General features: G+C 72.4%; 9 protein-coding genes. 3 read left to right on the top strand and 6 right to left on the bottom strand.

Annotated elements, in window-relative coordinates:
* Window positions 1-22: 22 nt before the first annotated feature.
* Both ACFYXC_RS28595 and ACFYXC_RS28590 read right to left on the bottom strand, forming a co-directional pair.
* Window positions 23-2,131, bottom strand: a complete 2,109-nt coding sequence (locus tag ACFYXC_RS28595) for a glycogen debranching N-terminal domain-containing protein (protein WP_389554720.1) — start codon at window positions 2,129-2,131, stop codon at window positions 23-25.
* Window positions 2,132-2,439: 308 nt separating this feature from the next.
* Entirely contained in the window at window positions 2,440-4,350 is a 1,911-nt protein-coding gene (locus ACFYXC_RS28590; RefSeq protein ID WP_389554718.1) for a DUF4192 domain-containing protein, read from the bottom strand.
* A 132-nt stretch (window positions 4,351-4,482) separates the two neighbouring features.
* Between ACFYXC_RS28590 and ACFYXC_RS28585 the strand changes: the two genes are divergently transcribed.
* Both ACFYXC_RS28585 and ACFYXC_RS28580 read left to right on the top strand, forming a co-directional pair.
* Window positions 4,483-6,645, top strand: coding sequence for a RecQ family ATP-dependent DNA helicase (locus ACFYXC_RS28585; RefSeq protein ID WP_389554717.1), 2,163 nt, complete (start codon window positions 4,483-4,485; stop codon window positions 6,643-6,645).
* Window positions 6,646-6,868: 223 nt separating this feature from the next.
* Window positions 6,869-7,495 (top strand): hypothetical protein, encoded by a 627-nt coding sequence (locus tag ACFYXC_RS28580; protein ID WP_388908339.1) that lies wholly within the window; start codon window positions 6,869-6,871, stop codon window positions 7,493-7,495.
* Between the two features lie 490 nt (window positions 7,496-7,985).
* Here the strand turns inward: ACFYXC_RS28580 and ACFYXC_RS28575 are convergent, their stop codons facing one another.
* The 3 genes from ACFYXC_RS28575 to ACFYXC_RS28565 form a co-directional block, all read right to left on the bottom strand.
* Window positions 7,986-8,615, bottom strand: a complete 630-nt coding sequence (locus ACFYXC_RS28575) for a hypothetical protein (RefSeq protein ID WP_389554715.1) — start codon at window positions 8,613-8,615, stop codon at window positions 7,986-7,988.
* A 68-nt stretch (window positions 8,616-8,683) separates the two neighbouring features.
* Window positions 8,684-9,385 (bottom strand): ribonuclease HII, encoded by a 702-nt coding sequence (locus ACFYXC_RS28570; protein WP_388908343.1) that lies wholly within the window; start codon window positions 9,383-9,385, stop codon window positions 8,684-8,686.
* A gap of 116 nt (window positions 9,386-9,501) precedes the next feature.
* Window positions 9,502-10,125, bottom strand: coding sequence for a TetR/AcrR family transcriptional regulator (locus ACFYXC_RS28565; RefSeq protein WP_389554712.1), 624 nt, complete (start codon window positions 10,123-10,125; stop codon window positions 9,502-9,504).
* A gap of 197 nt (window positions 10,126-10,322) precedes the next feature.
* Here ACFYXC_RS28565 and ACFYXC_RS28560 point away from each other — a divergent pair, with 197 nt between their 5' ends.
* Entirely contained in the window at window positions 10,323-11,870 is a 1,548-nt protein-coding gene (locus ACFYXC_RS28560) for an MFS transporter (protein WP_389554710.1), read from the top strand.
* A 239-nt stretch (window positions 11,871-12,109) separates the two neighbouring features.
* Here ACFYXC_RS28560 and ACFYXC_RS28555 read toward each other — a convergent pair whose 3' ends face one another.
* Window positions 12,110-13,594 carry a DUF4153 domain-containing protein gene (locus ACFYXC_RS28555; RefSeq protein ID WP_389554882.1) on the bottom strand — a complete coding sequence of 495 codons (1,485 nt, stop codon included), beginning with the start codon at window positions 13,592-13,594 and terminating at the stop codon, window positions 12,110-12,112.
* Window positions 13,595-13,769 lie beyond the last annotated feature (175 nt).

Raw genomic sequence — 13,769 nt, 5'->3', positions numbered from 1 at the left:
GGCTCCGGTCTCGGGCGGGCCCTCACGCTCCCAGTTGCAGTCCGTCGGCCGCCTCCTCCACCAGGGCGAGGCCGAGCCTGCTGACGCGTACGGAGAACGGTGCTCCCGCCACGCGCAGGCCGGTCAGCCCGATCTCCCCCAGGGGCGCCCCACGGACCGGGCGCAGCGTCACCGTGCGAGCCGGGGCGTCGGGGCGGACCCCGGCGAGGGTGGTGAGCAGCAGGACGCCGGCGGCCGCCGCTGTGGCCGCCGGTCTGCAGGCCGTCGGATGCGGCACCGGTGCACCACCTTCCACGCGCTGCTCCCCCGCGTACATCTCGGGCAGCCGGTGGCCGAATGCCTCAGCCGCCGACAGCACGCCCCGCAGAAGTGACCCCGCCTCCTTCTCGTACCCCGCGGCGGCCAGCCCCGCCACCGCCAGAGCGGTCTCATGGACGCGCACGGCCCCGCTCCGGTGCCCGAACGGGTTGTAGCCCGCCTCCTTCGCCCCCAGGCTGCGCAGCCCCCAGCCCGAGTCCATGGCGGGCCCGCCCAGCAGGCGCGCGAGTTGTTCCGTCTGCGCCCCGGCGAGCAGACCCGGGGCCTGTTCGCCCGCGCCGAGCAGCCCGGTGTCGAGCAGGTGGACGCTGCCGGTGCCGAGGTACGGCAGGAGTCTGTCCCCCGGCAGACGGGCCGCGGCCGGTCTGCCGCCTCCTCTGTCCTCGATCCAGAAATCCTCCTGGAACGCGGTCCTCATCCCCTTCGCCCACTCCCGCAATTCCGCACCGCCTCCCCTGCCGTACGCGTCGAGGAGGTCCGCGCCCAGCAGGGCGGCCCGGTGGGCGTGCGCCTGGGTCTCACACCGCCATGGCCCTGTCGACTGCGCGCCCGGATCCGCGCCCGGGCGGGGATCCGCCAGATACGTCCCGTCGCCGACAGCGGTTCGCAGCCAGCCGAGGCACCGTTCGGCCGCGGGCAGCAGCTCTTCCGTCTCCCGTTCGGAGAGCCCCCAGCGCCGGGCTTCCGCGAGGACCACGGGGAACAGAAGGGTGGCCTCCTGCCCCGTACAGCTCGGTGGCAACTGGGCACCCGCCTGCCGCAGCGGGCCGGGAATCGAGCCGGACCGCGGTCCCGCTCCCACCTCTTGAGTGCGCGCGAGGGTCCGCAGGGTGCCGGCGGCGAGACGCGTGCCCAGCGGCAGGGTCATACGCGCCGCCGCGAGGGCCTCGGCCGGTGCCATCCCGCAACGCCAGGGTGCGCCGCCCGCCAGGTAGGTGTCGGATGCCCGGACGGGGTCACGCAGGAGCAGCGCCTGGAGATCCGCGAGGCTTGTACGCAGGAGCGCCGGGACCCTCGGGTCGTCCCCCGTGGCGCGGGCCGGAGCGAGCGGGCTCGTGGCGCCGTGCGCGACGGCTCGCAGGGGACCCGCCCGGGCCGGACCCACTCTCAGTTCCACGCTGCGGGTGCCGCCCGGCGGCAGATCGATCTCCCAGCGCAGCAGTCCCGCCGAGGCGAGCGCGTCCGAGGGCGGCGGGTCGGCCGTGACGACGGAGTGAACCGTGGCGGACGACCACCGCATGCCGCAGTCATGGACACTGGCCGGCAGATCGGGGCCGGGTCTCCCCGTGGCGACCGCGCGCAGGTCGGCCAGGTCCGTGCCGAGGGCCACCTCGACCGGGAGGCGGAGCGGGCGGTGTGCCGCGCTGCGCAGGGTGATCCGCTCCCTGCCGTCCGCGTACCGCGTCCGTTCGACCAGGACGTCCGGATCGGGCGTGGTGTCGCGGGACAGGCTCAGGGTCGCCACGAAGTGTGCCTGGTCGGCCGCGAGCATCCGGGCCTGGACGTCGAGCGGTTCCCGCCCCGCCACCCGTAGCCGGCATCGGGAGAGCATGCGCCGGCCCGACCGGTAGAAGCCCTCCAGCCCATCACCGGTCAGTTGCGCGCGTTCCGTGGAGATCGCGAGTCCCGGCAGGGCGACACAGATCAGTGCGGTGTGCGCGGACGGCAGGTGCGCCGTGCCGTGCTGCCCGGCCGGAGTGGTCTGCGGGGCGAGGACGGCGCCGCGACCTGTGGAGGGTTGTGCGGGCCTGCCGAGGGCGGGCGGCCGGCCGCTCGGATCGAAGGGCGTGGCGGACGGGGTGGGCAGAGGCATGAGACGGCTTCTTCCGTGCTCCGTGCGCTGAGTGGATGCTCGGCGGTACGTGGGTGCTCAGCTGTGTGCTGAGTGAGGGGTCTGCGACAGGTATGGGCTCGGCGATGTGGGTCGGCTCGGCGATGCGAGGCTTCGGCGGGGTGATGAGGGCTTCCTCGGGGCGTGGGCTTCGACGAGCGAGGCCCGACGTGAGGGCGCGGCATCCGCGGAAGAACGAAGGCCGCACCACTCAGATGAACGGGGCGGGCCTCTCCCGGGTCACGCCCCGGATGACGGAAGCCGACCGTTGGACGCGGGAGCCACCTCACTCACGTATCGCTTTGGGTCGTCCCCGCCCGTCCCGTGCTTCGGCGGGACCGAGCCGTACCGCCACTCGTGCCACCGCTTGTACCGTCGCCGGCCCGGTCCGCTCCCTCCGTAGCGTGGAGGCCGGAGGCGGAGGGTGCGGAGCGGGGCCGGCCCGTGCCGCCAGGACCACCGGTGCCGCCCGTGCCGCCCGTGTCCGCCGGTCGGGAACCGGGCCGGCCGCCCGCGCTTTCCGTGGCCCGCGGCTTGCGTCGGCGGCGGGAAGGAGCGCGGGGCGACCTCGCCGGAGCGTGTGCCGCCGGCCTGTCGGCGCCGATCAGCGACGGCGCCGATACCGAGCCCAAGTCCGAGCCGGACGCCGAGCCGGACGCCGAGGTCGACGCCCGGTCCGCAACCGAAGCCGACGCTGACGCCGGTGTCGAAGCCGACGCCGTTGCCAGTGCCGATGCCGGTGCCAGCGCCGGAGCCGACGCTGGTACTGACGGGGGTACCGACGACGCAGCCCCTTCCCCCTCGACGTGATCCGTCCGCTGCCCGCGGAGACAGCGGCGGATCGACTCCGGGTCCAGGCCCTCGTTGCACGCCTGGTGGAGGAGGCGGGCGAAGAGGTAGCCGGAATCCGCCCCGAGAGCCATGGCCAGGGCTTCGCGAGCCTCCAGTTCGTCGCCGGAGGACCAGGCGACCCACCCGGCGAGCGTGAGCGGAGCCGCGGCGTGCTCCCCGTACGAGCCGACGCAGCGGCGGGCGAGGGCCCGCCAGAGGCGCAGCGCCGGTCCTGCCTCGTCGCCCTCCATCCACTCCGCGGCCCTGTCCCGTGTCGTGCGGTCCTGCAGGCCGAGGATCAGTGCGGCCGCCTCGTCATGACGCAGCAGTTCGTCGTCGCGGAGGTCAGCCGGAAGGGCGCCGGATCCACGGGCGGCGGGTGCGGCGCCGGCGAACCGGCGCATGACCTGCTGGGCCAGCTCCAGGGTCTGGGCGGCCACGACGGCGCGGCTCTCGTCGTCCAGGATCCGGGGAATCAACGCCATGCTCACCGCGTCCAAGGCGGCTTCCTGTTCCTTCGCCGCTGCGGATTCCCAGGGGGCGAACCGCGCTCGCAGTTCCCGCAGGGTGCCCCGCACCTGGAGCCCGGCGTAGGTGGCCGCGGCGGCCAGCACAGAGGTGCCCGGCAGCCCCATGGACGTACCGTCCGAGGGACAGCAGTGCTCACTGGGACAGCAGTACGACCAGAAACGGCCGTCCGAGATGCACAGGGCCTCGATCACCGGTACGTCGAGTGCTCCGCACGCCGTACGCAGCAGTTGGGCGAGCGGACGCAGGCGTTCCATGACCGCCCGGGCCGATTCCCCTTCCCCGGGGTCCAGACAGAGGAAGGCGACCATGCTCTCGGGCAGCGCGCCCCTTCGTTCGCTGCCCTTCACCAGGCCCTGCGCCAGTTGTTGCGCCACGGCAGGCCAGTCGTCCGCGCTGCCCGGGATACCGAGGCGGGCCCGACCGCCGAAACGACCCCGCCCGTCCCTGTCATGGAGCGCGACGAGCACGATGCTGTCCTCGGGCCGGTACCCGAGCAGGTACGGCAGGGCGTCGGCCAGCTCGGCCGGAGTGCGGAGTGTGACTTGGCGCTCGGGGCACGAGGAGTTGGTCGCGCCATGTGTCAGGCCGGCCGAGCTCGCACGGTCACGGCCTTGCCGCCGCCCGCCACCGCCCGCACCCGGTCCGCCCGGCCCCGCCCCACTACCGCTGCCACTGCCACTGCCACTGCCACTGCCACTGCCACTGCCACGGTCACCGCGACTCCCGCCGCGACTGGCACCGCCGCCGTCACCGCCCATCTCGTCGTATCCGCTGATGTCGCCGTATCCACTGATGTCGCCGTCGCCGGGGTTTCCGGCCCGTTCGCTGTGGTTCGTCATGCCGTGACCATCCCGCGAATCCCGAAATCCCGCTCCGCCCTGTGGATAACCACGACCATGACCACGTCAGAAGTTGTCCACAGCGGGCGGTCTCATTCGCGCGATGTCCGACCCATCGGGTTGCATGGGGCCATGAGCAACGAAGAGCTGCGCACGGCGGCCGACACCGTCCTCGCCCGCCTCGTCGGCGCGCCGGGGGGCGACGCCCGGCTGCGCGAGGACCAGTGGCGCGCCATCGAGGCCCTGGTGGCCGACAAGCGCAGAGCCCTGGTCGTGCAGCGCACCGGCTGGGGCAAGTCCGCCGTGTACTTCGTCGCGACCGCGTTGCTGCGGGAGCGCCGAGCGGGCCCCACCGTCATCGTCTCCCCGCTCCTCGCTCTCATGCGCAACCAGGTCGAGGCGGCGGCGCGCGCCGGCATCAGGGCGCGGACGATCAACTCGTCCAACACGGAGGAATGGGACACGGTCCAGGACGAGGTAGCGGCGGGTGACGTGGACGTCCTCCTGGTCAGCCCGGAGCGCCTCAACAACCCGGACTTCCGGGACCAGGTGCTGCCCAAGCTCGCCGCGGCGACCGGTCTCCTCGTGGTGGACGAGGCGCACTGCATCTCCGACTGGGGCCACGACTTCCGGCCGGACTACCGTCGCCTGCGCACCATGCTCGCCGACCTTCCCCCGGGCGTCCCGGTCCTGGCGACCACCGCCACGGCCAACGCGCGGGTGACCGCCGACGTCGCCGAGCAACTGGGCACCGGCGGCAGCACGGACGCGCTCGTCCTGCGAGGCCCGCTGGACCGGGAGAGCCTGAGCCTCGGCGTGCTGCAGATGCCGGACGCCGCCCACCGGATGGCCTGGCTCGCCCAGCACCTGGATGAGCTGCCCGGCTCCGGAATCATCTACACCCTCACGGTGGCCGCCGCCGAGGAGGTCACCGCCTTCCTGCGGCAGTGCGGACACACGGTGGCGTCGTACACGGGGAAGACGGAGAACGCGGACCGCCAGCAGGCGGAGGAGGACCTGCTCGCCAACCGGGTCAAGGCTCTCGTGGCGACATCGGCGCTGGGTATGGGCTTCGACAAGCCTGACCTCGGGTTCGTGGTGCACCTGGGTTCCCCCTCCTCGCCCATCGCCTACTACCAGCAGGTCGGCCGTGCGGGCCGCGGGGTGGAGCATGCCGAGGTGCTGCTCCTGCCGGGCAAGGAGGACCAGGCGATCTGGCAGTACTTCGCGTCGATCGCCTTCCCTCCGGAGGAGCAGGTCAGGCGCACCCTGGACGTGCTGGGCCAGGCGGGCCGCCCGCTGTCCCTGCCCGCCCTGGAACCGCTGGTGGAGCTTCGCCGGTCACGGCTCGAGACGATGCTCAAGGTCCTGGACGTGGACGGCGCGGTGAAGCGCGTCAAAGGCGGCTGGATCTCCACGGGCAATCCGTGGACGTACGACACCGAGCGCTACGCGTGGGTCGCCAAGCAGCGTGCGGCCGAGCAGCAGGCCATGCGTGACTACGTGACGACGACCGGCTGCCGGATGGAGTTCCTGCGCCGGCAGCTGGACGACGAAGGGGCCGCCCCGTGCGGCCGCTGCGACAACTGCGCCGAGCCGCGGTTCTCCGACGCCGTGTCCCCCTCCGCGCTCGACACGGCCCGCGGGGAGCTCGACCGCGCGGGCGTCGAGGTGGAACCCCGGAAGATGTGGCCGACGGGTCTGCCCGCCGTGGGCGTCGACCTGAAGGGACGCATCCCGGCCGGCGAACAGGCCGCGACAGGCCGGGCGCTGGGCAGGCTGTCGGACATCGGGTGGGGCAACCGGCTCCGGCCGATGCTCGGCCCCCAGGCGCCGGACGGACCCGTTCCGGACGATGTGGCGCAGGCCGTCGTCGGTGTGCTGGCCGACTGGGCGAAGGGTCCGGGCGGCTGGGCCTCGGGCGGTCCGGACGTCCCACCGCGACCCGTCGGCGTCGTCACCATGGCGTCGCACCGCCGGCCGCGGCTGGTCCAGTCACTGGGCGCACGGATCGCCGAGGTGGGCCGCCTGCCTCTGCTGGGCTCCATCGAGTACGCACCGGGTGCCGATGCCGCGCAGGCATCCAGAAGCAACAGCGCGCAGCGGCTCAAAGCCCTGGACGGCGCGTTGGTGGTGCCGCCGCAGCTGGCCGCGGCGCTCGCCGAGGCCGAGGGGCCCGTGCTGCTCGTGGACGACGCGACCGATACCGGCTGGACGCTCGCGGTGGCTGCGCGCATGCTCCGGCGGTCCGGTGCGCAGGGGGTGTTGCCGCTGGTCCTCGCCGTGCAAGGGTGATCCTTGCGTGCGGTGCCGAATCCCGGGCAGGGATATAAGTGGCGGATCGCCAGATAACGGTCCGGTGGCCCCAATTGCTCGTTGCCGCAACCAAGTTCGACAGGAAGAATTGACCTCGCGCCCCCGCGTGACCTCCTGAGGCCGCCCGTTCGGTCTGTGCTGCGGCGCACTCCCCCAGTCCGACCCCCGCCCGCAGTGTGGGCGCGTAGCCGAAGGGAGGACCGTGACCTTCGGATTCGCTCCGTCCTCGGCGGCATCGATGTCGACGTCCGCCACTTCCGCCAACCCACTGGCCCGGATGCTCGAACCCGCGGAGTGGGCTTCTGCGGGGATTCCGCTCCTGCGCAATCCCCGGGAGGTCGTCAGCGGACTGCATTCCCGGCATCGGCCCGGCCCCACGACCGCGATCGTGGCGGTACTCGATCCCGACGAACGGCTGAACGCGAGTGCCTCCTTCACTCGGCGGCCCGCCCCGGCGGACGGCTGGATGTTCCGCAACGCACTGCTGGCACAGCTGCGCCGGGTCATCCCGCACGATCTGCGGCGCCGCACACCGGTGCGTACGGCCGTGCTGCTCTACTGCCGCGACGGCGACGCGCGCTGGACGGAGGAGGACGGGGCGTGGATGTGGGGGCTGCGGGACGCCTGCACACTGCACGGACTGCGCTGCGGGGCCTACATCACCCTGACGCGTGACGGCTGGCAGGTGCTGGGGGAAGGACGCGGAGGGCGCCACCCGAACACGGACTCGCCTCCGGAGTCGCTGGAGGCACTGTCCGCGGCCGAGACCGTACAGCCGCGCACCGGTGGCGCCGCCTCGGAGATACTGCGCCGCGCGGCCGCCCGCTGAGCCGGCGACCGCCGTCTGCCCGCGGCGCGGCACGGACGCGCACGCGGGCACGGGCACGGGCAAATCAAGGGCCGGCACTCGCGGCCACCTCTGTGGACCGGTTCGCCCGTGGGCCGCGGAGGCCGGAACGCGCGGCCTCGTACGGACCGGCCGAACGCGGACCCATCGCCGCCCGACAGACCTCACACGTCACACGCCTCACGCGTCGGGGACAGGCGTCACACGCCACACGCAGGACCCGACCACCTCGGCACCCCCAGCGCGGACACGACGGCGGCCAAACTCAGGCCCGCACCCGGCATTCGTGCATCCCGCACCTGCGCCCGGACCCACGCCCACGTCCCGCCGCGAAGACGGCCGACGCAGGCGCGCCCCCGTGCCGGCACGCGTCGGACCGCCCTCTGTGCATGCTGCGCGCTCCGGGCGGATGCCACCGCGGTGGCATCCCGGACACTGTCGGTCGTGAGAGCCCCCGGAAGAACGGGGGTCCTCAGACCCCCGCGCCCAGCACCGAGTTGATCTGCTGCGGATTCCCGCAGACGATCAGCAGGGTGCCGGCTCGGCCGAGAGCCAGCGGCAGGGCCGTGGCAGCAGTGGCGTCGGACCCTCCGTTGACGGCGACGACGACCACGGGCCGGGACGCGGCACGACCGACGGCGGAGGCGTCGGCGTAGAACACGTCGTCTCCCGCGTCGTGCTGGGCCCAGTACGCGGCCTCGCCGAAGGAGAGCTCGTGCGCGGCCCACGGGTGCGGTTCGCCGGTGGTGATCACCAGCACCTCACCGGGAGCCCTGCCCGAGTCAAGGAGCAGGTCGACCGCTTCCTCGGCGGCGTCCAGCGCGCCCTCGGCCGAGGCCGGGATCAGCTGGATCTGCGGAGTCGGGGCAGCGGTGGGGGCCACCGGAGCGGAAGGCCCCGGCTTGGCCACGGCCGTGTCGCGCGGCGTGCGTTGCACAGGCGGCATCGGCCGGACAGGACCCGGACGGCCTGGACGCGGCGGAGCCGCGGGGCGGGGGCCGGGTACGGGACGGGGGGTCGGCGCGGTGCGGCCGGTGGCCGGACTGACGCGGGGACCCTGGGCACTCTCGTGAATCTGAGGCTCCTCGGGAATGAGAGGCATGAGCTGATTTTTATCAAACGCCGGTGCGACTCGCGTAGGCGGGTGGCACATGAGTGCGAACGGAACGGTCAGAAGTCGAAGCCGAGTTGCCCTTCGATCTCCGGAACGTTTCCGTCCGCCCAACTGCGGGCCTTCTTGAGGTGCCGCCACTGGGGCAGCGAATCAAGATACGCCCACGACAGCCGGTGGTACGGGGTGGGCCCCCGCATCTCCAGCGCGGCCCTGTGCACCGGTGACGGATACCCGGCGTTGGCCGCAAAACCGAAGTCTGCATGGTCGATGCCCAGTTCGGCCATCATTTTGTCGCGCTGGACCTTCGCGAGCACCGAAGCCGCCGCGACGGCGACGCAGGACTGGTCGCCCTTGATCACCGTACGGACCCGCCACGGAGTCCCGAGGTAGTCGTGTTTCCCGTCGAGAATGACCGCGTCGGGACGCACCGGCAGCGCTTCGAGCGCGCGGCAGGCGGCCAGCCGCAGCGCGGCCGTCATCCCCAGCTGGTCGATCTCCTCGGGGGAAGCATGCCCCAGGGCGTGCGAGGTCACCCACTCGGCCAGTATTCCGGCGAGCGCGGTGCGCCTCTTGACGGTGAGGAGCTTGGAGTCGGTGAGGCCCTCGGGCGGGCGACGCAGGCCGGTGACCGCGGCACAGACGGTGACCGGGCCGGCCCAGGCGCCGCGCCCCACCTCGTCGACACCGGCGATGACCTTGGCTCCGGTCGTGGCGCGCAGAGAGCGCTCGACGGTGTGGGTAGGTGGTTCGTACGGCATGGCGCCCTCAGCCTACGCCGCCCGCAACCCCGTGCGACACCGGGTTCTCCGGAGCCCCGCGAACGGCTCCCGCCGCGGCGGCGCCGGGGCCCCGGCGCGGCTCACCCGCAGCCCGGTCAGGTCCTGGCCGGCCGCAGTAGCGGGACCATGAACTGGTCGATCATCTCTTCGAGGTCCTGCTCGTTCCATTCGCTCGCGCACACCTTCGAGCGGTACATCATCATGGCCGGAATGGCGTCGAAGACATAGGGGTTCGCTGCGTCCGGCCGCACTTCTCCGCGCCGAATTCCACGATCGACGACCTCACCGAGCAGACGGATGGTCGGCTCGATGACGCCTGTCAGGATCACTTCCTGGAAGCGTCCGGCCTGGGACGCGTCGCATTCGTGAATCACCGAGCGCAGCGCGAATCCGGGACGCGAGAACATCGCCGCGCGGGCCCGCCGGCACAGCTCCAGCAGGTCGTCCCGCACGCCGCCCAGATCGGGTACGTCCTGGAGCGGCGGCAGCCCCGCCTGGAGCGCGTCCGCGACGAGGTCCTCCTTGGACGGCCAGCGGCGGTAGACCGCGGCCTTGCCGGTCTGGGCGCCGGCCGCGACGCCCTCCATCGTGAGGCCGTTCCAGCCGACCGTGCTGAGCTGTTCCAGTGCGGCGTCGAGGATCGCACGTTCGAGTACGGCACCGCGCCTGCGCGGGGAGGCCGCCTGAGCGGGGGCGGCCGTCCAACTCGAGGTAACCATGGGCCTGTCTCCGTTTGAGCGGGCAGTAGCACGCGCGTTCACACGCACGTGCGGACGGACCGAGGTCCGTAAGCGGTCAAGTGACGTAAAGCGGCAACAGCTTCAGTGAACGCTTGCGTTCACTGTCGGGGACTCACTACCTTTTGACGCGACAGTGAACGCGAGCGTTCACTAACGCACTCGTGGGGGACTCAACAGTGACAACCTCTCCGTTGATACAGGATCAGAAGCCAGGAGCGGCCCGCCGGGAGGGGCACCCCGGCATCGCACTCACGGTCATCGCGGCCTGCCAACTCATGGTGGTACTCGACGCGACGATTGTGAACATCGCGCTCCCGCACATTCAAGGCGCCCTGAAGTTCTCCACCACGGACCTCACCTGGGTGGTCAGCGCCTACACACTCACCTTCGGCGGGCTGCTGCTGCTCGGCGGCCGGGCCGGTGACATCCTCGGCCGGCGTCGGGTCTTCACGGCCGGCATCCTGCTCTTCACGGTCGCCTCGCTCCTCGGCGGTTTCGCCCAGGAGCCCTGGCAGCTGCTGGCGGCACGCGCCCTCCAGGGGGTGGGCGGCGCGATCGCCTCCCCCACCTCGCTGGCGCTGATCACCACGACGTTCCCGGAGGGGCCCGAGCGCAACAGGGCGTTCGGTGTCTTCGCCGCGGTCTCGGCCGGCGGTGGCGCCATCGGCCTGCTGGCCGGCGGCATGCTCACCGAGTGGCTCGACTGGCGCTGGGTGCTCTTCGTCAACGTACCCATCGGTGTACTGATCATCGTGGTCACACCGCTCTACATCAGCGAGTCCGAGCGGCATCCGGGGCGTTTCGACATCTCGGGGGCGCTGACGTCGACCCTCGGCATGGCCTCCCTCGTCTACGGCTTCATCCGGGCCGCCGAGGAGGGCTGGCGGGACAGCCTCACCATCGCGTCCTTCGGCGCCGCGGTCGTACTCCTGGTGGCGTTCGCGCTGGTCGAATCCCGGGCCAAGGAACCGATCACACCGCTGCGGATGTTCGCCGACCGCAACCGCTCGGGCACGTACGTGATCATGCTGAGCCTGGCCGCGGCGATGTTCGGCATGTTCTTCTTCATCGTTCTCTTCGTGCAGAACGTGCTGCAGTACACGCCGATCGAGGCCGGCCTGGCCTTCCTGCCGATCACGGTCGCGATCGTCGCCGGTGCGGGTCTGTCGCAGCGGTTCCTGCCCGTGCTCGGCCCGAAGCCGTTCATGGTGGTCGGGTCGTCCCTCGTCACGCTGGGACTGGGCTGGCTGACCTTCATCGACCCCGGCAGTTCGTACCTCAGTGGTGTGCTCGGTCCGATGCTGCTGTTCGGCTTCGGCATGGGGCTGAACTTCGTGACACTCACCCTGACCGCGGTCTCCGGAGTCGCCGTGCACGAGGCGGGCGCCGCGTCGGGCCTCCTCAACGCCACGCAGCAGGTGGGCGGCTCGCTCGGCCTGTCCATCCTGACCACGGTCTTCGGTACGGCGAACCGTGAGGAGGGGGAGAAACAGGTCGCCGACTTCATGGCCACCGCCTCGGCCGAGCAGAAGGCGGAGTTCGCCAGGACGCAGCAGCTCCCGGCGCCCTGGAGCCATGAGGTGCTCGCCCACGGCATCTCCACGGCCTTCATCCCGGCCGTCGCGATGGCCGTACTGGCTCTGATCATCGCCACCCTGGTGATCCGGGTCCGCAAGAGCGATCTGGAAGCGCTCTCGGGCACGGCGGGGCCCGCGGCGGGCTAGCGTCCGAGGGGCCCGCGGCGGGCCGGCCGACGGCCATGCGGTGGCCGCCCACCACGGGCCGCGCGCCCGACGACCGGCCGAACGGTCGACCAGCCGCACCGCGGTGGCCGAACCACTGACAGTCTCGGTCGAATGACGAATATCGCAGGCCGGGTCGCTCCCCATGGGACGGCGACCCGGCCTGCGCGGTGCGTACGCGGCGCCGCGGAACGCCCTCGCCTCAGCGCACTCAGCGCGCCTCAGCGGTACGCCAGGTCCAGATTCAGGCGGCTGCACTCGCGCCAGTCGGCCTCCGGTGAGAGCGCACGCCCGTCGAGGATGTCCCGGGCGTGTGCCTCCCCCCAACTCGTGGCGTACCAGGGCGCGACGTCTGCCTCCAGGTCCTCCGCGATGTGTTTCAGGGCACAGGACCGCAGTGGCTCGTCAAGTTCGTCGAGAGCCGGGACGGCGTCGGCGGACAGCCCGCGCGCGTAGTCGAGATCGAACGTGCCCGTCCTCTCGTACCGCTGGACGTTGCGCTCGGCGATCAGGGCGTCCGGCGACATGATCCCGAACGCGAGCACTCCCGCGGCGGCACTGGCCAGCACCGCGCGCGGCAGCCAGCGGGCGCCCAGGACACCGGCCGCCATGATGAGCACGATGACCAGGCCGAGCCAGACCTCGACGGTCACCACGGAGATCCGCAGCCGGGTCAGTCCGTACGCCTCCACGTACATGTCCATACGCCGCACCGCCGAGGCCACCACGACGAGGGCCAGGGCGCAGAGGGTGCCGAGGACCCCCCGGACCAGCGTCCGGTCGCGCGCGCCGTCCCGCGGGGCCCAGCGCAGGGCAAGGACGATGACCAGCAGGGTGAGGAGCGTGACGAGGAGCAACTGCCAGAAGCCCTGCCGGGCGTACTCGGAGTACGTCTGTCCGGTCTTCTCCAGTACGGCGTCGTACCCGCCGAACAGGACGGCCAGCTGGACGGCGTTGAAGGCCGCGAAGAGCACGGCGAGCACGACCAGGGGCAGCGCCCACTCGACACGGCCGTGCGGACGCCCCGCGGGCACCTCGACGCGGTCCCACTGGACGGGCGCCGCGGCCGTGTGGGCCGCCGCGAGGGCGCCGACCACGCCGAGGACGAACAGGACGGCGTGCCAGGGGCCGCCGGAGACCGACGCGTCCGGTACGAGGCCCGCGAGGAGGTCCGCGAACGCCGCGTCCGCTCCGGCGAACAGGGCGCCGAAGACCACCAGCAGGACCGCGGCCACGGCGGTCGCGCGCAGCACCGGGCCCACGGTGCCGCGGGCACCGCCGGTCCGCTCGCGCAGCCCCCGCCAGCCCCAGCCCGGACCGGTGATCAAAGAGGTGTAGAGACCGATCGGGCCGAACAGCATCCCGGTCCAGGTACGGCCGCCGTGCAGCGCGAGCGAGCCCACCGCCACGGCGGCGGCGATGGCGAGGAACGAGGGCCAGTCGGCGTCGCGAAGGGCCGGGACGACCAGCAGGGCGAGTGCCCCGACGCCCCACACCAGCGTCCAGGGACGCGGGCGACGCCCCGCTCTCCCGGCGGCGAAGTACGCGCCGAGCGTGACGGGGATCGCCACCAGCAGGAGGTTGACGGCCAGGCCCTCGCCGAGCAGGAGCATGCTCAGCAGGCCGGTGGCCAGAGCGGCCCACAGAGTGGCGGTACGGACGGGCGCCGGGGTCCCGGCCTGGATGTCCGCGAACCAGGACTCGATGGCGGGACCCTCCCGACGCCCGTCCTGGTCGAGGTCGGCCTCATTGTCCTCGGAGGTCTCGCGATCCGCCGAGGTGTCTTGTTCTCTCGGCTCGGCCTCGGACGGCTTGTCGGACACGGGACCCCTCCCCGACCGGTCCGGGCAACGCACAGCGCAAGGCTGGGGCGAAGCTCGG

It is taken from the genome of Streptomyces sp. NPDC002701 (assembly GCF_042889045.1).
GTDB lineage: Bacteria > Actinomycetota > Actinomycetes > Streptomycetales > Streptomycetaceae > Streptomyces.
Note: the sequence above shows the minus strand (reverse complement) of the source record. Positions and strands in the feature narration are given on the sequence as shown.

Excerpts from the sequence above, each read along its gene's own strand:
- ACFYXC_RS28595 (WP_389554720.1), bottom strand. The coding sequence starts at position 2,131 with ATGCCTCTGCCCACCCCGTCCGCCACGCCCTTCGATCCGAGCGGCCGG.
- ACFYXC_RS28590 (WP_389554718.1), bottom strand. The coding sequence starts at position 4,350 with ATGACGAACCACAGCGAACGGGCCGGAAACCCCGGCGACGGCGACATC.
- ACFYXC_RS28585 (WP_389554717.1), top strand. The coding sequence starts at position 4,483 with ATGAGCAACGAAGAGCTGCGCACGGCGGCCGACACCGTCCTCGCCCGC.
- ACFYXC_RS28575 (WP_389554715.1), bottom strand. The coding sequence starts at position 8,615 with ATGCCTCTCATTCCCGAGGAGCCTCAGATTCACGAGAGTGCCCAGGGT.
- ACFYXC_RS28570 (WP_388908343.1), bottom strand. The coding sequence starts at position 9,385 with ATGCCGTACGAACCACCTACCCACACCGTCGAGCGCTCTCTGCGCGCC.
- ACFYXC_RS28565 (WP_389554712.1), bottom strand. The coding sequence starts at position 10,125 with ATGGTTACCTCGAGTTGGACGGCCGCCCCCGCTCAGGCGGCCTCCCCG.